We start from the raw sequence: 19861 nt of genomic DNA, 5'->3' as shown, positions 1-19861 counted from the left end.
GCCAACCCCCTTACAGCTTGAAGCTGGCTCTGCTGCTATGGTGCTCATAAATCCCGAATTTGTGAGCACCATGCCCTTCCTCGCCCGTACCCACCCTCGCCTTTCTGCCGCCGCCGTCCTGGGCCTGGCGGTTGGCATCCTGGCTCCCACCGATTCAATCCTCAGCAAAGTCCTTATGGGCTGGAACGCCGGCGTCTGGACTTATCTGGTGCTGATGCTGTGGCTAACGATCCGCGCCAAGGCCGAGGATGTGAAGCGCATTGCCGAGGTCGAGGATGAAAACGCCGGACTGGTGCTGTTCATGGTCTGCATTGCGGCCATCGCCAGCCTGGCGACCATCGCCTTCGGGCTGGCGGGCAGCAAGGACCTGGACACCGCTGCACGCCTGCTGCATTACGGCTTTACCGGTCTGACGGTGATCGGGTCGTGGTTGCTGATCGGCGTGATCTTCAGCGTTCACTACGCACGGCTGTATTACACCTGTGAGGGCAAGGAACCGGCGTTGCGTTTTGCCGAAGGCCCGATCAACCCCAATTACTGGGACTTTCTGTATTTCTCTTTCACTATCGGCGTGGCGGTGCAGACTTCCGACGTTGGCGTGGCCACCCGCAGTATGCGCAAGGTGGTGTTAGGGCAATCGTTGATCGGGTTTCTGTTCAATACGGCGATCCTGGGCTTCTCGATCAATATCGCGGCGGGGTTGTTCAGTTGAGACTGCTCGGTTCTACTTGCCTGAGTGTGCTGGTGTAAGCCAACTCACACCCACAAAAAAGGAAGCCGAAGCTTCCTTTTTTATTTAGCTGTGTATTTTAGAAGTCGTAACGAATACCGACGTTGACACCCCACGGCTGGTCGATGGCCTTGCCTTTGCTGTGCTCGAAGTCGGCATGCAGCTTGAGGTTTTTCGACATTGATACCGCCATACCCGCAGCCAGCTCAACCCGCGAACCCGAGAGGTCGTTGTTGAAGCTCTGGCCGTTGATGAACACCTTGTTGCTCTGGTCGAACTCATGGGCCAACGCGGTACGCAGATACGGCTGCAACACACTGCCGCTGTCCAACTGGATATTCTTGCCCGCCGTCACACCCACCTTGCCAATCACTGAACTTGAGCGATCGCCTTTGGCGTGCAGACCGTTGTCCAGGTCATAGCTCTGGGCCTGAGTGATTACCGTCGCCAACTGCGCATAGGGCTCAACGAAGAAATCATCGGCCAGCTTGATGTGGCGACCGAACTCGGCAGAAGCACCCACGGCGTTTTGCGCGTAGTTGCCCTTGGCTTTCTTGCCATCGCTCATGGTCACGTTGTTGTCAGTGTGCAAGCGGTTGAGCTTGACCACACCGTCGAAGTACAGGCCACTTTCGGCATCAATCCAGGTGGCATATGTACCGACGTAGTAGCTCTTGACCTCGCCGCTGCTGCCACGAGTCAGGCTCAGGTCAGAGGTACTGTGACCGGCCATCACACCGGCCAGCCATTGGCCGTCACCGCCGGACAATGGAGCATCTGCACCGATGGTGAAGCCCTTCTGGGTTTGCGAGTAGCCCGCGCCATTCTTGTTAGCCGCCACGTCATATTTGTTGCCGTAGCTGCGCATCCACAGGCCGTTGCTCTTGCCGTCACTGAAGCGCAACTCGCCCATACGGGTACGCAAGTTGGTCATTTCTCCGTACAACACGGTGGGTGCGGTGTTAAACAAGGCCAGCACCGAGTGGGCGCTGGTGCTGGTGCCCTTGCGGGTAGGGTCGAGGAACCAGTCGGTGCCTTCCTGTTTCAGCCCATAGGCAAAGGCACCCACGTCAACGGTGCCGCCGACCAAGGAGAACTTGCCAGCGCCGCCTTCGGTGTGCACCACGTGAACCGGTTGGGCGTTGGACAACTCCGAGCCGGTGGCGGCCAGCAGTAGGCTGTGGCGGCCTTCGGCCTGGCCTTCGACGTTGAGGAAGTCGGTTTGGCCGTTGGAGAAGTCGGTGTGCATGATGTAAGTGCCGTCACCGGACAGGCTTTTGACGTCCAGTTGATAAAACTCATCCGCCCCGCCGAAGTGCACGGTACCGCCGCCCATTTTCAGGTCGCCTACTTCACTGTTGCCTACCAGCACCCAATGAGAAGCCTCGTTGACGCTCAGCTCGGCAACATTCTTCAGTTGGCCGGTCAGCCAGGAACCATTGTTAAGCTGTAGCTTGGCGGTACTGCCTTCTTCAACCTCAACGTCGCCCACCAGCGAGCTGTTGTCGACGTTCATATTGGCAGTGGAACCACCGATGACTTCCAGAATATTGCCGTTGCCGCCGGTCAGGGTCGAACCATTGCGCACCTGAATGTTTGCCTCAGTGCTTCCATAGGCGTCACCTTCAACCAGCAGAGCGGCGCCGTTACGACCTTCAACACTGGTGCGGTCCAGCACCAGGGTGCTGGTATTCAGATCGTCACTTTCATAACTCAGGCGTACGCCATTTTCGCCGCCGATGATATGGCTGTTGATTGCGTTGGCTTCGGCGCCCCACAGCAATATGCCGACACCATCCTCATCGGTACCGATAACCTGCGAGTCGGTGAAGTTGAGCTGGCTGAACGCTGTGGCAAACGCCCCTCGGGTAGATCCTTTGATGATGCTGTCGAAGACATTGACAGTGGAGCCATCATTGGTGAGGAAGTTACGCGCAGCAGAAATGCCTATGCCGTTGGTGTGAGTGATCGTACTACCATGAATATCAGCTTGACTGCCTTGCAGGTTGATAGCAGATGCAGCCGAGCTTCTCGCCACGACTGTCGTGCCGTTCAGAGTGACTTGCGAACCCCGCGCGGCATGAATGTCCTGCGCGGTGGTGCCCGTATTAAGGGTCAGTTTGCCAGCCGTGACCTTGGACTGCCTCAGCGTGGCGCCGTTGGAGGTCAGGTGAGCGTTCTCTCCGATGACCCAGTCGTCCTCCCTATGGCCTTGTTCGATGGTGCGTTCCATGCCTGGATGGAGCTCGGAGCGAGCCTCCACCAGTGGCGTAGTCAACATCAGGAAACTGACTACAGGCACCTGAAGCGCGATTGCCAGCGGATGTTTTTTAAAAAGTGCGTTGATACTCATTGCATGCATACCCGTACATAGACTTCCCAAAGGAACGAATTGACCGGCACCCAGCGAGATGGGACCAGGCCTCGACGGGCCGAAGATTAGGGGCGGAGGGAGAATGGGTATGTAGGACTTATCTGCACGTAATGACTGAACGAATGGACGAAAGAGGTAGGGCTGATAAAAAAGAGGAGCTTTACGCTCCTCTTTTCCTTTGCACATAGCGTTTTTTACGTCGGCCAAGGCGAACCATCGCAATAGGCAGGACCCGCTACGACACCACGAACCAACAGAACGGCCTCGGCCGAGACGACAGGAGAAGGACCAATGATTGGTACGGTATAGGTGATGTGCACTGAGCCCCTACTATGGTTAGCCAGATTGATGGGCTTGATGTAGGTCGCATAAGGCCCGACGGACACCGTGAAGCCGATTTGCGCCTCCTGGAACGAAATAGGGCCATAAGGAAACGTCCCGGTGGCCCCCGCAATTGGCATCGCACCGGCATCATCGCTGCAGCCGGTCCAGTTCACCGTGACGATCATGCCCTGCGTCAGCAAAGGATGGGGCGGCACAAACACACGGGCGTTTCTCGCCGGCACTAGTAACGCCCCGCAACGTATTTCCCCAGGCAATGGTGGCGTTCCGGGTACAGCGGGCAAGGCTCCTGTGACGCTGGGCGCCAGGAAGGCAGTCACGTTGGCATTAACGTTGATATCCTGGGGCGGCGATGAGGTTCGGTTGTGGGTGGAGGCAACCGCAATTTCGTAACGCAGCGGAATCAACCCGTTGGAGTGCCGCTGGATATAGGGCCACGGTACCGTCATGGCGACCGTGTCACCCGGCATCGCGGTGGTAGGGTCCACAGGTTGTCTATCGACCTGTTCGTTCATGTAGTACAGAACGATATCGAATGCGCGGGCTGACGGAAGTGGTGTAGCACTCCACAACGTCACCTCGACATCCGCATCCAGCCCATTATCGTCCTCATCAAGCTCATTTACCTTGCCTGAGCCTCGCCCTGTCAGGACGGGTAACAGCAGGGTGATATTGATCGGGTCGGGGTCATGGGGGTTTGTCGGGCCACCCACCTCTAATTCCAGTTCGATATTGGTGGCTGTTGGTACCCAGTTAAGCACCTCATGGCGGTTCACTGCGTACTCTACTGCCAGGTTGAGCTTACCGGTGCTGGTCCCGTACAACACTAAAAGCGTTGGGAAATCCACATGGAAATTATAGGGCAGTTGAGAACCACCCAAAGGGTAAGGGCCCAGTTCACGTATGCCATGAGTGGTGGTCAGGCGGACATGAAACTGATCTATTGCACGGTCCTCATCATAGTCAGGGATGATCACAAACATCCCGGAGGACACCGCGGTGTCTGCACGATCGATCAGCCGGTCGCCAATGCCGGTCAGTGACACGGCATCCCTGACGCCCGCCGGAGCAAGCGTTGGGGCTGGGTTGAGCGCGATAGATATTGGCAACTCGAACGAGCGCTCACTGATATTGCCCGCGACATCAACCAGGCGGTACTGCAGTTTTTTTGACCCGTCCGACACCTCAGCCAGCGCTCTGCTGTAGCGCACGACCCTATCGGGAAACGCCGGGCCTTCTGCAACAGGGACGTCGGACTCGCCGTCAAATAGACGCCACCTGTCACCTGGGTCTGCACCCTCTGCCGCATAATCAGGGATTCCAAACGGAACACCACCGGCAGCGTCGTGGGAAGCCATGAACACCTCTGTGAGGCTCCCCGGCCAACCCGCTGGCAGCGTTAACATACGCGGGCCATCGGGAATGCTGTCGTAAGGTGCCGTACGGTCGATAACCAGCGGCACCTGGGGTGAGCCTGACTCATTCCCCCCCGGCCCACCCGAGGTGATTTTGTAACTGAAATGATGGTTCCCCTCCGTCAGCAACCTTCGCGGGACTCTTGTTGCATAGGAGGCTGGAATAATGCCAGGGAAAAAAACCGGCTCGCTAAGGATGAGGCCGCTCTGAAAATCCCCGATATCGTCAAGGTACGTGTCCAGCACATCTGGCCTACCTGGATTTGTGGGTGTCGGAACCCAGCTAGAGGTAGGAATATTCACCTCCAAAAAAATAGCGTCTGCCTTATCGCGGAAAATCAGGCCCGGATAGTTGACGTCATCCACCAGGCCATCGATAACAGGATCATCTAAAGTGATAGGCACCGCCTGTATGTTCGCGCCTGACTTTATCTTGGTACGATTGATGTTTTTCATCGTTTATTCACTCGCTATTGTTAAGTAGGTCGCCTTACCGATTAATGCACGCACGCGCACGCCCCTAGCCAATACGCACTTCGCCTTACAGATGCCTTCATGGCGATTGGAATTATCACCTATCAAAAAGCAAGTACGCCTTAACGTGTTGCGTACGATATTTTTTATTTATCAATGGTTACCCGAACAATCACCCTGCACGTTATCGCAAAACCCTTCATCGCCTGGCTGGCAAACTTTTCCGGAGCCGGAAAACTTGCGGTCGATTCTGACGCGGCCTGGCGTTGACTCTCCAACGGGAGCTCCGTTGCGCACTAATGAATAACCAGAAGTTGCTGAAGCAAAACTGCGCATCGGTTCGATTTTCGTGTCCCAAGGCAGAACCGTTATATATACACCGGCGTTCAGGTGGTTGGCGTCAAGCGGGAGAGAAAATGAAAAGTCCGTGTCATCAATGGGGTCCTCCCAGTTGTTCTTGGAGTAGCCTTGCCAAAAAAATTGAATAATGTCATTCAATTGAAAAACAGGATCAGGACGCACCCACCAAATCACACCATGACAAATAGCCGGAATAGAATCACAAGTAAGATAATTGGCCCCACCATGCAGGCTGTGCTGTATCACGGGGGGATTCAGACGCACCAACGGCTCAACATGAACATTGACCAGCGTGTTCCGAGCGTCTTGTTCATTCACGCCATTACTGGTGATGTAAAAGACTGGAAGTTGCGGGTGGTTGCCTCCGGCAACAATGACACTGCCGGGCACATCGGTAAATCTGACTGGCTGGTCGAATACATCGCCTGGCTGAACGTCATAATGCGCAACCGGCCCTGCACCGCTCCAATAGAGCTCCAATCGCTCTCCAGCAACAGGGCCGACATATAGCCGCACCCACACCTGCGCACCCAAGTCGCGATCCCGCAAATCAAGTTCGTTGTGCAATCCGGAGCCTAAACCGAAAACGTCCACTCGTGACAATGTCTGGTTGAGCCTCGCTGGCGCAAGCGCGTGGTCTTGCCCGGCGATCGTCAAGTCAACCCAGAAAAAACCAGACGGTGAAGGAACATCCGGGCGACCAGTGCGTTGAATGGTGTACTTCACTTCCACCAGTTCGCGAACCAAGGGAGTCGGGCCACGCAGAGTGTCCCAGGGTATCGATACCGTAAACGGAAAGCCGGTAATGGTCTGCGCTGGAAGCACGTCGCGACCGTCCCAACGCATCACGACACGGTCTCCCGGTGCAAATCCATCGTATTGATGCGGGATGACAGCCGCGACGATCGCCCGCGCATCGTCACGCTTGATGAGAAAATCGTTATAGGCCGGAGGACGTATTTGAGGAGCGGGTAGATTGCTCGGGCCCGCAATCAAACTGACCTGAAAAGACAATGGCGCGCTGAACCCGGAGAAATTGCCGGCGCGATCATAAAGGCGGTATTGCAGGTGAGCCGCACCGTTTGGCAGTGAACGGAAATCGTCCGCAGGTATCCTCAGAACCAGAGGTTCAGCAATAAAAGTGAACTCTTGAATACCTTTCTGTATCGCAGGAACTGGTGGGGCATTGTCATCAAGATAGTAGCCAACACGGTCACGCCCGGCTCGACCAATGAAATCAGGGACAAGGACTTCGATAAAGGGATTGTTTGCTAGCACCTCTTCGGTGATGCCTGTCGCCTCGATACCCGGATCAACGAACTGCGCCTTGTCATCCGGGTCTTGAAACCTAGGTGGGTTGTTGTCCACCCTCAACGTAAGGGGAAGCGAGGGAGTAGAGAAACCAGTCTCATCCACAATCGTGAAGTAGATTTGTACTACTGCATCGATCTCCCTCATGTAATCCACTGGCACATACAGTGAATAAGGAAAGTCCGCAGGATTCAGCGGGCCGGGAAAAGGCTGAGAGTCAGCCTCAACGTCAATGCCCTGTATTCTCCACCACAGCTTGAGGGTCTCGACCCTGCCCGGTGACGGCCCGGGTATCCATTGGGGAATACGACACTCCAACGGTTGCAATGAGATAGCGAGTGGGATCAACCCTTCGGGATCGGTTGGGTCAACGCCGACGATCTCCGCAAAGTCTCCGTGCATGTTAATCCCTTCGGCCCTGCGAGACAGAACGGTGATGTGGGAGGCAGACGCGTCAGAGCGATACATTTTGGCTTCCTTCCTTCACAAGGTTTGGGAAGAATTAAATGCCTAATTTTCTCCTTTCGATACTGTCAAAACTAACAGGTAAGGCCCGCCACTCGTCGGTTTTGCCCTCCCTGCTTCCACGCTGCCTTGTTCGACAATCGCTTGACGAATTTGCGCGCTTGGTGTTTCCTGAAACCGGTTTCAGTGCTGTGATTCAGTACTGACACCCCATAAATCCAATAAGAAAGGCCCGCTACCGTGACAACCTTTTCCGCCGCCCAGCGCAGCCGTGTAACCATGCTTGACGTGGCCGAGCGCGCCGGTGTGTCCAAAGCCAGCGTATCGCGCTTTATCGGCGATGACCGCACATTGCTGTCCGACGCCATTGCCTTGCGCATCGAACAGGCCATTGATGAGCTGGGCTACCGCCCCAACCAGATGGCCCGTGGCCTGAAACGTGGGCGCACCCGCCTGATCGGCATGCTGGTGGCCGATATCCGCAACCCTTATTCGATTGCCGTGATGCATGGTGTGGAAACTGCCTGCCGCAAGCATGGCTACAGCCTGGTGGTGTGCAACACCGACCGTGATGACGAGCAGGAGCGCCAGCATCTGGCTGCGCTGCGCTCGTACAATATCGAAGGCCTGATCGTGAACACCCTCGGTCATCACCTCGACCAATTACTGGAACTGCAACGGGAAATACCCCTGGTGCTGGTGGATCGCAAGGTCGAACCGCTGCACAGCGACCTGGTGGGGCTAGATAACCCGGTGGCCGTGCGCATAGCTGTCGAACACCTGGAACAGCAAGGCTATCGTGACTTGCTGCTGGTCAGCGAAGCGGCAGATGGCACCAGCTCACGGGTTGAACGCCTGGACAGCTTCAAGGCCCAGATCAACCAGCGCACAAGCCTGCGCGGCGCCGTGCTGGAAATTGATGCGCACTTGAACAGTCATCTGCAAAGCTTCCTGATGAATCCTAAAAACGGTCCCAAGGCGCTGTTCTGCGCCAACGGCATTGCCGCCCTGGCCTGCACGCGAGCGCTGCAGGAACTGGGCTGCACTCTGTTCACCGATATCGGCCTGATTGCCCTTGATGACCTGGACTGGTACCCGCTGGTAGGCAGTGGTATCACCGCCCTTGCCCAACCCACCGAGGCCATTGGTGCCAGTGCGTTTGACTGCCTGCTCAAGCGCTTGCGCGGTGACGATTCGCCGGCGCGAACCCTGGATTTCCTGCCGCAACTGATTGTCCGCGGATCAACCCGTTCATGTTTCAAAACGCCGCAACTCTCTGTGGGAGCCGGGCTTGCCCGCGATGGCGGTGTATCAGTCACCAAAGAGATCGACTGACAGGACTCCATCGTGGGAATGCAGGGCTCCAAAATTTAACTTTTGTCAAAAAATGAAACCGGTTTCAGAGGTCAATAATAATGTACAAATACCCCGTTTCCATCAGCCTCTCCAGCTACGGCGCGGACGTCGTCCGCCAGCGTGGCCAACTGAGTTTTGTCCAGGTGTTGGCGGATGCCGGCGCACAACGTATCGAATGGCGAGAAGAGTTACTGACCACCGAGCAACCGGCCGATCTGACGCAAACTGCCGCAGACCAAGGTCTGGAATGCGTATTTTCCTCGCCACTGGAGCTTTGGGTCGCCGGCCGCGCACAGCCCAACGCCGAACTGGCCGCCACTCTCGACCGCGCCCAGGCCTTCGGGGCTCGCTGGCTGAAAGTCTCCCTCGGTTATTTCACCGATACCAACGACCTGCAAAGCCTGGCGGCCCTGCTCAACCGTCACCCTGTTCGCTTGCTGGTGGAAAATGACCAGACCCTGCACGGCGGACGTATTGAGCCGATGCAGCGCTTTTTCAACGAGGCCGAGCGGCTCGCCGTGCCGGTGAAAATGACCTTCGATATCGGCAACTGGCAATGGCAGGACCAATCGGCCACCACGGCCGCCCGCCTGTTGGGTCGGCATGTCGATTACCTGCACTGCAAGGCAGTGGCCCGCCGCGCGGATGGCAAGTTGGTAGCACTGCCGCCGAGCGCCGCAGACCTGCATCTATGGGAACAATTGCTGCGCCACATGCCCCAAGGTATTACCCGGGCCGTGGAATTCCCCCTGCAAGGCGAAGACCTGACACAGGTCACCGCCCAACAGGTCGCTGCCCTTACTGTCCTTGGCCAGCCCCGCCTGGAGAACGCTCATGTCTGAGATCGATATTCTGTCGTTTGGTGAAACCATGGCGATGTTTGTCGCCGAGCAAACCGGCGACCTGGCCCAGGTCGGCCAGTTTCACAAACGCATCGCCGGGGCCGACAGCAATGTCGCCATTGGCCTGTCGCGCCTGGGTTTCAACGTGGCCTGGCTGAGCCGGGTGGGCGACGACTCCCTTGGGCGTTTCGTGGTGGACACCCTGCAGAACGAAGGCCTGGACTGCAGCCATATAGCGATTGACCCGCTGCACCCCACGGGCTTTCAGCTCAAATCACGGGAAGACACGGGTGCCGATCCGCAGGTGGAGTATTTTCGCCGTGGTTCGGCGGCTAGCCATTTGTCGGTGGCGGCGATCCGTCCCGAACTGCTGCAGGCGCGTCATCTGCACGCCACCGGTATCCCGCCAGCGCTGTCGGATGCCACCCGTGATCTGTCCCGCCAATTGATGACACAAATGCGCGAGGCCGGGCGTAGCGTCTCGTTCGACCCCAATTTGCGCCCGACCCTGTGGGCCAGTGAGCAACGCATGATCAGCGAAATCAACGCCCTCGCCTGCCTGGCGGATTGGGTTCTGCCGGGGCTCGGTGAAGGCCGCCTGCTGACCGGTTTCGAAGACCCAGCGGACATCGCCGCGTTCTACCTGGACCAGGGCGTGGAAGCCGTGGTGATCAAGCTGGGGCCTGATGGTGCCTATTACCGCACCCAACTGGACGAAGGATTTGTCGCCGCCGTACCGGTAGCCAAGGTGATCGACACCGTGGGCGCCGGCGATGGCTTTGCCGTAGGCGTGATCAGCGCCCTGCTGGAAAACCTCAGTTTTGCCCAGGCCGTACAGCGCGGCAATTGGATCGGCAGCCGTGCCGTGCAGAGTCGAGGAGATATGGAGGGGTTGCCGATGCGGGCTGACCTGCCCCTTTCACAAAAAGCCGGTTAGTCAAAAACACCCAGGTTACCTGTTGCCACAACTACAACAAGCTCAGGAGCACTCTCATGCAAACGCTGAAACTAGCCACCCGTCGTTGGTGGTACATCATGCCCATCGTCTTTATCACCTACAGCCTGGCGTACCTGGACCGCGCCAACTATGGCTTTGCCGCAGCCTCCGGGATGGCCGAAGACTTGATGATCACCCCCGGCATGTCGTCGCTGCTGGGTGCGCTGTTCTTTCTCGGTTACTTTTTTTTCCAGGTGCCAGGGGCGATCTACGCGCAAAAACACAGCGTCAAGAAGCTGATTTTTGTCAGCCTGATCCTCTGGGGTGGCCTGGCGACGCTAACCGGCGTGGTCTCCAACGCCTACATGCTGATCGCTATCCGCTTCATGCTCGGCGTGGTGGAAGCCGCCGTGATGCCGGCGATGCTGGTGTATCTGTGCCATTGGTTCACCCGCGCCGAACGCTCCAGGGCCAACACCTTTCTGATCCTCGGCAACCCGGTGACCATGCTCTGGATGTCAGTGGTGTCGGGCTACCTGGTGCAGCATTACAGCTGGCGCTGGATGTTTATCATCGAAGGCTTGCCGGCGGTGCTCTGGGCGTTTATCTGGTGGCGCCTGGCCGATGACCGCCCCGCCGATGCCAAGTGGCTCAGCGACGCACAGAAAAAAGACCTGGAAACTGCCCTGGCCGCCGAACAGGTGGGGATGAAGGCAGTGAAAAACTACGCCGAGGCCTTCCGCTCGCCGAAGGTGATCATCCTGGCACTGCAATTCTTTTGCTGGAGTATTGGCGTCTACGGCTTTGTGCTGTGGCTACCGTCGATCCTCAAGAGCGGTTTGCAGATGGACATGGTCGAGGCCGGCTGGCTGTCGGCTTTGCCATACCTGGCCGCAGTGATCGCTATGCTGGCTGTGTCCTGGGCGTCGGACAAGCAGCAAAAGCGTAAACGTTTTGTCTGGCCGCCGCTGCTGATTGCCTCTATTGCCTTCTATGGCTCGTACGCACTGGGCGCCGAGCACTTCTGGTGGTCGTACACGCTGCTGGTGATCGCCGGGGCTTGCATGTACGCGCCTTATGGACCGTTTTTCGCCATCGTCCCGGAGATTCTTCCGGCCAACGTTGCCGGCGGCGCCATGGCGCTGATCAACAGCATGGGGGCGCTGGGTTCGTTTGGCGGGTCGTATCTGGTGGGTTATCTCAACAGCAGCACCGGTTCCCCTGGCGCTTCGTACCTGCTGATGAGCGGCGCATTGATGCTGTCGGTGATCTTGACGATCTTTCTCAAGCCCGGTGCCAGTGACCGTGAACAGCCTCAGGCGGATTCTTTGCGCCCCCTCGAATTGAAGGTAAGAACCTGATGAAAAAGCATGTCGTGCTCTACAAAAAACTCTCCGCGCCACTGATGGCCCGCCTGCATGAACAGGCGAACGTCACGCTGATTGAATCGCTCGACGAAGGCGGCCTGGCGCAGCTGCGCGACGCCTTGCCCAGCGCCCAGGGCCTGCTGGGAGCCAGTTTGCGCCTGGACGCAAAGTTGTTGGACCTGGCGCCACACCTGGAGGCAGTGGCCAGCGTGTCGGTGGGTGTCGACAACTACGACATCGACTATCTGACCCAGCGCGGCATCCTGCTCAGCAACACCCCTGACGTGCTCACCGAAACCACCGCCGACACCGGTTTCGCGCTGATCCTGGCTACCGCCCGACGGCTGGTGGAGCTGACCAATATGGTCCGCGCCGGCAACTGGAACCAGAACATTGGCCCGCTGCATTTCGGCAGCGACGTGCATGGCAAGACCCTGGGCATCATCGGTATGGGCCGCATCGGCGAAGCCTTGGCCCAGCGTGGGCATTTCGGTTTCGGCATGCCGGTGATCTACCACAGTCACTCGCCAAAACCCTTGGTGGAGCAACGTTTCGGCGCGCAGTACCGCAGCCTGCCGCAGCTGTTGGAACAAGCCGACTTTGTTTGCCTGACGTTGCCGCTGACCGCTGAAACTCAGGGTTTGATTGGTGCTAAAGAGTTCGCACTGATGGGCCCAAAGACAATCTTTATCAACATCTCTCGCGGCAAGGTGGTAGACGAAGCGGCGCTGATTGATGCCCTGCAACAACGCACGATCCGCGCCGCCGGGCTGGATGTATTCGAGCGCGAACCGTTGAATCACGATTCGCCGCTGCTGCATCTGAACAACGTGGTCGCCACCCCGCACATCGGCTCGGCCACCCATGAAACACGGGAGGCAATGGCGCGATGTGCGGTGGACAATCTGCTGACGGCGCTGGCGGGAGAGCGGCCGAAGAATCTGGTTAACGAAGCCGCCTGGAAACACTGACACCAGGAACAATACTTTTAAAATCAAGGGGTTGGTATTGGCGTCTCACCACGGGCTGACCATCTCATTAACGCTCCTGCCCTACCTATCGGCGCCTCGCTTAGGCTCAGCGTGCCCGAACGAAGGCATTGCTCCGTGGGCCGCCGCGATGGGCCATCCTTGGCCCAGCGCGGCTAAACCGGCGTCCTGCCGGTTTACCCACTGCGCAACACCTGCGTTCGGCCTCTGGTTTTATGGGCAGGCAGATCAAGAGCCAGCGCCATCCGCTTTTCTGTAGGAGCGAGGGGGACGCCTAGTTCTTGCTCGCGAAGAACCTGAGGGCACCGCGTTCATCCAGGAACCCAGCGTCATCGTTAACGACCATCGCGAGCAAGCTCGCTCCTACAGTCAGTGGGCAGTGGATCCGCTCTTGCTTCTCACCACTCAGGTCGGCTACCAGGCCGCCGTGCTTTTGCTTTTGATCTTAGGCGCCCCGTTAACCACGATGGCTGAACGCAGGCATGCCAAGCCTAAGCGAGGCACCAAGTGGTGGGGCAAGAGCGCTTTGGTTACTTTCGTCTGGGCCGGCATTCCGGCTTTTCGAAAGTGACACGCCGTAAGGGCGTAACCCTAATCCGCCCTGACCAAAATAACGGATATGCCCCCAGCCCACACTAACCCTGCGTACGCTACAGATCAGGTCAGATCACAAACCTTGCAACCATCCCACTCAAATCCACCGCCAGCCTCGACAGTTCATGACTGGCGGCGCTGGTCTGGTTGGCGCCCGCCGCCGATTGGGTCGCAAGATCGCGAATATTCACCAGGTTGCGGTCCACTTCACGGGAGACCTGGGCCTGTTCTTCCGAAGCGCTGGCGATCACCAGATTGCGTTCGTTGATCAGGCTGATGGACTGGGTGATCTGCTCCAAAGCCACCCCGGCAGCACGGGCCATCACCAGGGTGTCTTCGGTGCGCTGGTTGCTTTGCTGCATGGACTGCACCGCTTCCCCGGTGCCGTTCTGGATACCGGCGACCATTTTTTCGATTTCCTGGGTCGACTGCGCAGTGCGATGCGCCAGCGCCCGTACTTCATCGGCTACCACGGCAAAACCGCGTCCGGCTTCACCGGCCCGCGCCGCTTCAATCGCCGCATTGAGGGCCAGCAGGTTGGTCTGCTCGGCAATCGCGCGGATCACATCCAGCACCTTGCCGATATCGCGGCCTTGAGTGGCCAGGCCTTCGATCATGACTGAGGTGTTCTGCACGTCCTGGGTCATAGTCTGGATCGCGCCGACGGTTTCCACCACGCGATCACGCCCTTCCCGCGCGGCCTGGTTCGACTGGCTCGACGCCTCGGAGGTGGATACAGCGTTGCGCGCCACTTCTTCCACGGCGGCGGTCATTTCGTTGACGGCGGTGGCGGCCTGGTCGATTTCGTTGTTCTGCTGCTGCAAGCCCTTGGAGGCTTCTTCGGTGACGGCACTGAGTTCTTCGGCAGCGGAGGCCAGTTGCGTGGCCGAGCCCGCAATGTGCTGGATAGTCTGGCGCAGATTGGTCTGCATGGAGGCCAAGGCGCCGAGCAGGCGGGCCGGTTCGTCCTTGCCGTCGACCTCAATGACTTTGGTCAGGTTGCCAGCGGCGATGGTTTCGGCAACTTCCACTGCTTTGCGCAACGGGGTGACGATGCTACGGGTCAGCAGCCAAGCCAGCAGTATGGTCATCAGCGCCGCCGCCACCGATACCACGATGATGCCGGTGATGGCGTCTCGATAGCTTTGGCCCGCATATTCACCGGCCTGCCTGGCGTCGGCGACATTGATGGCAATCAATTTGTTCAACTGCTCGCCCATCTGGTCGGTGCCGTCCTTGATTCTGCCGTTGATCAGGGCGCGCATCTCTTCCACCTTGTTCTGCTGGGACAGTGCCAGCATCTCGGCCTGGGCCTTGAGGTAGTTATCCAGGGTGGTGACGAATGTTTTGTACAGCGCCGCTTCTTCATAACCGGCAGGCAGCGCCGCGTAGCTGGTTTGTGCCTGCCTGAGCTTATCCAGCAGTACCCCAATGCGCGTCTGAGCTTCCTGCAGCGCGGCGGGCTCGCGATTGACCAGTACACGAAATGACAAGATCCGCAGGCGCAGGACGTTTTCGGTCATGTTGCCGAGAAAGCCGACGCTGGGCAGTTGGTTGGCCCCCATGTTCACCGAAGTCTGGCGAATCAGGGTCATGCGGTTGACCGCAAACACCCCCAGGGCAATGACAAACAACGCAATGAACGCAAAACCGAGAAAGGCTCGAGGTGCAATATTCAGATTACGCAGGGACATAGGACGACTCTCAGAAGGTGATGGCTACGAGCATCCTTGCCGCGACACGGCCATCGAGCGTCAACGCGCTACCAATGACCGTTCGGCGCCACTGTTGTCATTAGTGTGTGGACCTAACAAGAGGTATCGGCAGGCTTGAGCATTTTATGCAGGGAGCGGAGAAATATATTTTCACACTTTTGACCGTTGACGCTTTCTGGCATCCTGCGCCTCCACTTTCTGACCCGAGCCTGAATTTTGTCTGACGCTCAAGCCCCTCGCCCCCGCTATAAATCCGACCTGATCTATGGCCTCGAAGACCGGCCGCACTTCACCGCGGCAATGTTTGCCGCGCTGCAGCATGTGCTGGCCAGTTTTGTCGGCATCATTACCCCGACCCTGATTGTCGGCGGCGTACTGGGCCTGGAAAGCGAGGTACCGTACCTGGTGAGCATGGCGCTGTTCGTTTCGGGGCTGGGCACCTTTGTCCAGGCACGGCGCTTTGGCCCGGTGGGTTCCGGGTTGCTGTGTCTGCAAGGCACCAGCTTTTCCTTTATCAGCGTGATCCTGAGCGCCGGCTTCATGGTCAAGGCCCGAGGTGGCGGCACCGATGAAATCCTCTCGACTATCTTTGGCATTTGCTTCTTCGCGGCCTTTATCGAGGTGGTGCTTAGCCAGTTCATCGGCAAGTTGCGCAAACTGATCACCCCGGTGGTCACCGGCACCATCATTACGCTGATGGGCCTGTCGCTGATCAAGGTCGCGGTCACCGACATGGCCGGTGGCTTTGGCGCCAGCGACCTGGGGGCGGCCAGTAATATGGGATTGGCAGCGCTGGTATTGCTGACCATCGTGGTGCTTAACCGTTTCAACAATCCGTTCCTGCGCCTGGGCTCGATTGTGATCGGCTTGACCCTGGGCTTTGTGGTCGCCTGGTGGATGGGCCGCGTCGACCTGGCAGCGTTGCCACAACTGCCGCTGATCAGCGTGCCGGTGCCGTTCAAGTACGGCTTTTCCTTCGACTGGGTAGCGTTTATCCCGGTAGCGGTGATCTTCCTGATTTCGCCCCTGGAGGCAGCGGGTGACCTGACCGCCAACTCGATGATTTCCCAACAGCCGGTCAAGGGCCCGCTGTATATCAGGCGCATCAAGTCTGGGCTGTTGGCCGACGGTCTCAACTCGGTGATGGCCGCCACCTTCAACAGCCTGCCGATGGTGACCTTTGCGCAGAACAACGGTGTGATCCAGTTGACCGGCGTGGCCAGCCGCTATGTGGCGTATTTCATTGCTGGCCTGCTGGTGATGCTGGGGCTGTTCCCGATGATTGGCGCGGTGCTGCAATTGATGCCCAAACCGGTGTTGGGCGGCGCGACGCTGATCATGTTCGGCACGGTGGCAGTGGCCGGGATCAAGATCCTCGCCGAGGCCGGTCTGCATCGGCGCAATATGCTGATCGTGGCCATCTCCCTGGGGATGGGCCTGGGCGTTGCGGCAGTGCCGGAAGTGCTGCGCGAACTGCCCAAGGCGCTGCACAACATCTTTGAGTCGCCGATCACCGTCGGAGCGTTCTGCGCTATCTTGCTGAACATCTTCCTGCCTGAGGAGTTCATAACGTTGCAAGAAGATGAATTTGATCCGGAGTCGTCGACCCTCAAGGTTATGCAGGACCCGGACGTCACGAAATAGGAGCACCTTGTCATGCGCAACCTCGTTGTCCTGTCCCTGCTGTTGTTTACCCTGAGCGCCTGCGCGTTATTCCCCAATCGCGACCCGGTGAACATCAATGTAGTGGGTATCGAGCCGTTGCAAAGCCAGGACCTGGAAGTGCGCTTCGCGGTGAAACTGCGGGTACAGAACCCCAACGAAACCGCCATCGACTACAACGGCGTGGCCCTGGACCTGGAGGTTAATGGCCGGCCGCTGGCAGCTGGGGTCAGTGATCAGCAGGGTTCCATCCCACGCTTTTCCGAGACCGTCCTGACGGTGCCGGTAAGTGTTTCAGCTTTTTCTGTGTTACGTCAGACCCTGGGCCTGAGCCAGACCCAGAGCTTGAACAACCTGCCCTACGTCTTGCGGGGCAAGCTGGCGGGCGGGCTGTTCGGGACCATGCGCTTTGTCGATCGCGGCACCCTCGACCTGCCGAACGCGGCCGCTACCTGGTAAACAAGGAGGTCACCACTACATGGACGTACTACCGACGCTGTACACCGAACGCTTGATCCTCAAACCCCTGACCCTGGACGATGCCGAGGGTATCCAGCAGCAGTTTCCTCACTGGGAAGTGGTGCGCTACCTCAACGCCATGGTGCCCTGGCCCTACCCGGCCGATGGTGCTCGAACCTACCTGGAAAAAGTCGCCCTGCCCGCTATCGCTGCGGGTTGCGAATGGCATTGGTCGATCCGTCTTAAAACCGCACCTGAGCAGTTGATTGGCAACGTCAGCCTGATGGATGAGCTCGACAACAACCGTGGTTTTTGGTTGGGCCCGCACTGGCAAGGCCAGGGCTTGATGGCCGAGGCCAGTGCAGCAGTGACCGAGTATTGGTTCGACGTGCTCAAGCGCCCGCTGATGCGGGTGCCCAAGGCCGCGCCTAACCTGGCGTCGCGGCGGCTTTCCGAGCGCACCGGCATGCGCTTGATCAGAAGCGACGAAGGCAGGTTCGTCGCAGGTAATTTTCCTCGGGATATCTGGGAAATGACCCGCGAGGAATGGCTGCTTAGTCAGCGATAAAACGCAGTTACTTGGCCGCCATCAACCGATTGACTTCACTACGCACCATGTTGGCGAACTCCGGCGGCGATATGCCGTCCAGCTCCGAGCGCACCCATTCAGCCCATTTGCCCTTGCGCTTGGCGCGCTCGCCGAACAAGCGGGCCCCCTCGCCCTTGGCCTTGCCCAGGTTGCTTTGCCACAAGTCATACAGACGGGACTTTTCATCTTCGAGCTCAGCGCGCTCGGCAAGGGGCTTGTTGGCCAGATTGAAGCTCATGTGGAATTCCCTGCGGTACAAATAGGTGACATCTTACACTGTAGGTCGAAATTTCCCGCTCTGGATTTTGCTCAGTCCAGGCCAGCGGAAAAAAAAGCTGCAACTTTTTCAGCCGGCGAATACTCCATTGTTCGCTGTCACATTCACCTGCAAGGAGTCACCCAATGGCCCGCAAAACTGCCGCGCAAGCCGTCGAAGAACAAATCAAGGATCAAGCCTTCAGCGAACTCCAGGCGCTGATCGAGGAATCGGACAAGCTGCTCAAGAGCAGCGCCTCCCTGGTGGGCGAAGAAGGTGAAACCCTGCGCGAGCAGGTAGCCCTCAAGCTCAAGCAGGCCCTGGACTCGGTGTCCAGCGTGCGTGAGCGCAGCAAGCCAATGGTGGACGCTACCGAAACCTATATCGGTGGTCACCCATGGCAGACCGTGGCAATTTCTGCAGGCTTCGGCCTGGTGGTCGGCCTGCTGTTGGGTCGTCGTAACTGAGGTTTTCCCTGTGGAGCGAGTTTGCTCGCTCCACAGTCGGCCGAGTTAACCTTGCACCAACCGCCGCAACCGCGCCAACTCCGCCACCTCGATAACAATCCCCTCCTCCTCGGCCCTCGCCCGTGCGCGATGACGACGATCGCCCGGCAAACGCCGCAACCCCGCAGCGTGCATCTGCCGCACCAGTTCCTGGCTGCGCTCGGCAAAGTTTTGCCCGGCGGTTTTGCTGGGGTCGATGACGATCAGTAACTGGCCGGTCCACGGTGTTTTGGCACCAGGATGATTGGACCAGTCGAACTCGAACGAAAAATTCCCGCCGGTCAGTGCTGCCGCCAGCAACTCGACCATCATCGACAACGCCGAGCCCTTGTGCCCGCCAAACGGCAACAAGGCGCCGCCTTCGAGGATGGCCCTGGGGTCCAGGGTCGGCTGGCCCAGGCTATCGACCCCAGTACCGGGCGGCACACGCTCACCCTTGCGCGCGGCGATCTGCACATCACCATGGGCGATGGCGCTGGTGGCCAGGTCAAAGACAATCGGTGGGCCGTCGGCCCGTGGAGCGGCAAAGGCAATCGGGTTGGTACCGAAAAGTGGCCGATCAGCACCGTGAGGCACCACGCACGTCATGCTGTTGACCACGCTCAGGGCCACCAGACCTTCGTCGGCGAAGGGTTCGACATCGGGCCACAGCGCCGCAAAATGATGTGAGTTACGGATGGCCAGTACTGCGATACCGGCGCTGCGGGCCTTTTCCACCAGCAACGGGCGGGCGGCGGCCAGGGCTGGCTGGGCAAAGCCATTACAGGCATCCACCCGGACAAACCCCGAGGCGACATCCTCGACAATCGGTACAGCCTTGCCATCCACCCAGCCGCTGTCCAGGGTCGATACGTAACCGGGCATGCGAAACACCCCATGACTCTGGGCGCCGTCGCGCTGGGCGCTGGCACAGTTGTTTGCCATCACGGCGGCGACGTCAGGCGAGGTGCCGTGGTTGAGGAAAATCTGCTTGAGCAAGGTAACCAGTTCGGGAAAGGCAATAGTCTGCGAGTCACTTGCAGCAATAACGGGCGTGGCTGACATCTGAAGCTCCAGAGTAATTATTGGAGGGGGCAACAGCCTGCTGGATTCAGCCTCTGGATTAAACAACGCCGAGC

At 58.4% G+C, this 19861-nt stretch carries 16 protein-coding genes; 10 read left to right on the top strand and 6 right to left on the bottom strand.

Annotated features, from left to right (window positions below):
- Positions 1 to 70: 70 nt before the first annotated feature.
- Positions 71 to 712 carry a DUF1345 domain-containing protein gene (locus AAEZ06_RS18895; RefSeq protein ID WP_350615599.1) on the top strand — a complete coding sequence of 214 codons (642 nt, stop codon included), beginning with the start codon at positions 71 to 73 and terminating at the stop codon, positions 710 to 712.
- A 97-nt stretch (positions 713 to 809) separates the two neighbouring features.
- Here AAEZ06_RS18895 and AAEZ06_RS18890 read toward each other — a convergent pair whose 3' ends face one another.
- The 3 genes from AAEZ06_RS18890 to AAEZ06_RS18880 all read right to left on the bottom strand — a co-directional run bounded on the left by AAEZ06_RS18890 (position 810) and on the right by AAEZ06_RS18880 (position 7474).
- The gene (locus AAEZ06_RS18890) at positions 810 to 3083 is read right to left on the bottom strand and encodes an autotransporter outer membrane beta-barrel domain-containing protein (RefSeq protein WP_350615597.1); all 2274 of its coding nucleotides are present in this window, start codon (positions 3081 to 3083) and stop codon (positions 810 to 812) included.
- A 215-nt stretch (positions 3084 to 3298) separates the two neighbouring features.
- A complete protein-coding gene (locus tag AAEZ06_RS18885) occupies positions 3299 to 5317 on the bottom strand; it encodes a hypothetical protein (RefSeq protein ID WP_149415272.1) in 2019 nt (672 codons plus the stop codon).
- Positions 5318 to 5488: 171 nt separating this feature from the next.
- Positions 5489 to 7474, bottom strand: a complete 1986-nt coding sequence (locus AAEZ06_RS18880) for a hypothetical protein (RefSeq protein WP_350615595.1) — start codon at positions 7472 to 7474, stop codon at positions 5489 to 5491.
- A gap of 237 nt (positions 7475 to 7711) precedes the next feature.
- Between AAEZ06_RS18880 and AAEZ06_RS18875 the strand changes: the two genes are divergently transcribed.
- The 5 genes from AAEZ06_RS18875 (at position 7712) to AAEZ06_RS18855 (ending at position 12944) form a co-directional block, all read left to right on the top strand.
- The gene (locus tag AAEZ06_RS18875; protein WP_350615593.1) at positions 7712 to 8806 is read left to right on the top strand and encodes a LacI family DNA-binding transcriptional regulator; all 1095 of its coding nucleotides are present in this window, start codon (positions 7712 to 7714) and stop codon (positions 8804 to 8806) included.
- An 80-nt stretch (positions 8807 to 8886) separates the two neighbouring features.
- Complete coding sequence (locus AAEZ06_RS18870; RefSeq protein ID WP_149415275.1) at positions 8887 to 9669, top strand: sugar phosphate isomerase/epimerase family protein; 783 nt, start codon at positions 8887 to 8889, stop codon at positions 9667 to 9669.
- Positions 9662 to 10606: a sugar kinase gene (locus AAEZ06_RS18865; RefSeq protein ID WP_350615590.1), complete on the top strand. Its 945-nt coding sequence runs from the start codon at positions 9662 to 9664 to the stop codon at positions 10604 to 10606. Before AAEZ06_RS18870 ends, AAEZ06_RS18865 begins: the two co-directional genes overlap by 8 nt.
- A 56-nt stretch (positions 10607 to 10662) precedes the next feature.
- A complete protein-coding gene (locus AAEZ06_RS18860) occupies positions 10663 to 11967 on the top strand; it encodes an MFS transporter (protein WP_350615588.1) in 1305 nt (434 codons plus the stop codon).
- On the top strand, positions 11967 to 12944 hold the full coding sequence (locus AAEZ06_RS18855) for a 2-hydroxyacid dehydrogenase (protein ID WP_149414635.1): 978 nt from the start codon (positions 11967 to 11969) through the stop codon (positions 12942 to 12944). The genes AAEZ06_RS18860 and AAEZ06_RS18855 overlap by 1 nt, the downstream gene beginning before the upstream one ends.
- 680 nt (positions 12945 to 13624) lie before the next feature.
- On the opposite strand, the gene AAEZ06_RS18845 is transcribed toward AAEZ06_RS18855, so the two are convergent.
- Positions 13625 to 15250 carry a methyl-accepting chemotaxis protein gene (locus AAEZ06_RS18845; RefSeq protein WP_350615586.1) on the bottom strand — a complete coding sequence of 542 codons (1626 nt, stop codon included), beginning with the start codon at positions 15248 to 15250 and terminating at the stop codon, positions 13625 to 13627.
- Positions 15251 to 15487: 237 nt separating this feature from the next.
- On the opposite strand from AAEZ06_RS18845, the gene AAEZ06_RS18840 reads away from it, so the two are divergent.
- From AAEZ06_RS18840 to AAEZ06_RS18830, 3 genes are read left to right on the top strand one after another with little or no spacing between them, the layout of a single operon-like run.
- The gene (locus AAEZ06_RS18840; RefSeq protein ID WP_149414632.1) at positions 15488 to 16915 is read left to right on the top strand and encodes a nucleobase:cation symporter-2 family protein; all 1428 of its coding nucleotides are present in this window, start codon (positions 15488 to 15490) and stop codon (positions 16913 to 16915) included.
- 12 nt (positions 16916 to 16927) lie between these two features.
- Positions 16928 to 17392 carry an LEA/WHy family protein gene (locus tag AAEZ06_RS18835; RefSeq protein WP_133103273.1) on the top strand — a complete coding sequence of 155 codons (465 nt, stop codon included), beginning with the start codon at positions 16928 to 16930 and terminating at the stop codon, positions 17390 to 17392.
- A 19-nt stretch (positions 17393 to 17411) separates the two neighbouring features.
- A complete protein-coding gene (locus AAEZ06_RS18830; RefSeq protein WP_350615583.1) occupies positions 17412 to 17960 on the top strand; it encodes a GNAT family N-acetyltransferase in 549 nt (182 codons plus the stop codon).
- A gap of 7 nt (positions 17961 to 17967) precedes the next feature.
- Here AAEZ06_RS18830 and AAEZ06_RS18825 read toward each other — a convergent pair whose 3' ends face one another.
- A complete protein-coding gene (locus AAEZ06_RS18825) occupies positions 17968 to 18219 on the bottom strand; it encodes a hypothetical protein (RefSeq protein WP_350615581.1) in 252 nt (83 codons plus the stop codon).
- Between the two features lie 164 nt (positions 18220 to 18383).
- Here AAEZ06_RS18825 and AAEZ06_RS18820 point away from each other — a divergent pair, with 164 nt between their 5' ends.
- On the top strand, positions 18384 to 18704 hold the full coding sequence (locus tag AAEZ06_RS18820; protein ID WP_350615579.1) for an ElaB/YgaM/YqjD family protein: 321 nt from the start codon (positions 18384 to 18386) through the stop codon (positions 18702 to 18704).
- Between the two features lie 45 nt (positions 18705 to 18749).
- On the opposite strand, the gene AAEZ06_RS18815 is transcribed toward AAEZ06_RS18820, so the two are convergent.
- Positions 18750 to 19787: an Ldh family oxidoreductase gene (locus tag AAEZ06_RS18815; protein WP_350615577.1), complete on the bottom strand. Its 1038-nt coding sequence runs from the start codon at positions 19785 to 19787 to the stop codon at positions 18750 to 18752.
- Positions 19788 to 19861 lie beyond the last annotated feature (74 nt).

It is taken from the genome of Pseudomonas sp. HY7a-MNA-CIBAN-0227 (assembly GCF_040310325.1).
Classification (GTDB): domain Bacteria; phylum Pseudomonadota; class Gammaproteobacteria; order Pseudomonadales; family Pseudomonadaceae; genus Aquipseudomonas.
This window is presented reverse-complemented; position numbering and strand designations above follow the sequence as displayed.

Coding starts and splice junctions, on each gene's coding strand:
- AAEZ06_RS18830 (WP_350615583.1), top strand. CDS start 17,412: ATGGACGTACTACCGACGCTGTACACCGAACGCTTGATCCTCAAACCC.
- AAEZ06_RS18890 (WP_350615597.1), bottom strand. CDS start 3,083: ATGAGTATCAACGCACTTTTTAAAAAACATCCGCTGGCAATCGCGCTT.
- AAEZ06_RS18815 (WP_350615577.1), bottom strand. CDS start 19,787: ATGTCAGCCACGCCCGTTATTGCTGCAAGTGACTCGCAGACTATTGCC.
- AAEZ06_RS18860 (WP_350615588.1), top strand. CDS start 10,663: ATGCAAACGCTGAAACTAGCCACCCGTCGTTGGTGGTACATCATGCCC.
- AAEZ06_RS18855 (WP_149414635.1), top strand. CDS start 11,967: ATGAAAAAGCATGTCGTGCTCTACAAAAAACTCTCCGCGCCACTGATG.
- AAEZ06_RS18885 (WP_149415272.1), bottom strand. CDS start 5,317: ATGAAAAACATCAATCGTACCAAGATAAAGTCAGGCGCGAACATACAG.
- AAEZ06_RS18825 (WP_350615581.1), bottom strand. CDS start 18,219: ATGAGCTTCAATCTGGCCAACAAGCCCCTTGCCGAGCGCGCTGAGCTC.
- AAEZ06_RS18895 (WP_350615599.1), top strand. CDS start 71: ATGCCCTTCCTCGCCCGTACCCACCCTCGCCTTTCTGCCGCCGCCGTC.
- AAEZ06_RS18870 (WP_149415275.1), top strand. CDS start 8,887: ATGTACAAATACCCCGTTTCCATCAGCCTCTCCAGCTACGGCGCGGAC.
- AAEZ06_RS18820 (WP_350615579.1), top strand. CDS start 18,384: ATGGCCCGCAAAACTGCCGCGCAAGCCGTCGAAGAACAAATCAAGGAT.
- AAEZ06_RS18865 (WP_350615590.1), top strand. CDS start 9,662: ATGTCTGAGATCGATATTCTGTCGTTTGGTGAAACCATGGCGATGTTT.
- AAEZ06_RS18880 (WP_350615595.1), bottom strand. CDS start 7,474: ATGTATCGCTCTGACGCGTCTGCCTCCCACATCACCGTTCTGTCTCGC.
- AAEZ06_RS18835 (WP_133103273.1), top strand. CDS start 16,928: ATGCGCAACCTCGTTGTCCTGTCCCTGCTGTTGTTTACCCTGAGCGCC.
- AAEZ06_RS18845 (WP_350615586.1), bottom strand. CDS start 15,250: ATGTCCCTGCGTAATCTGAATATTGCACCTCGAGCCTTTCTCGGTTTT.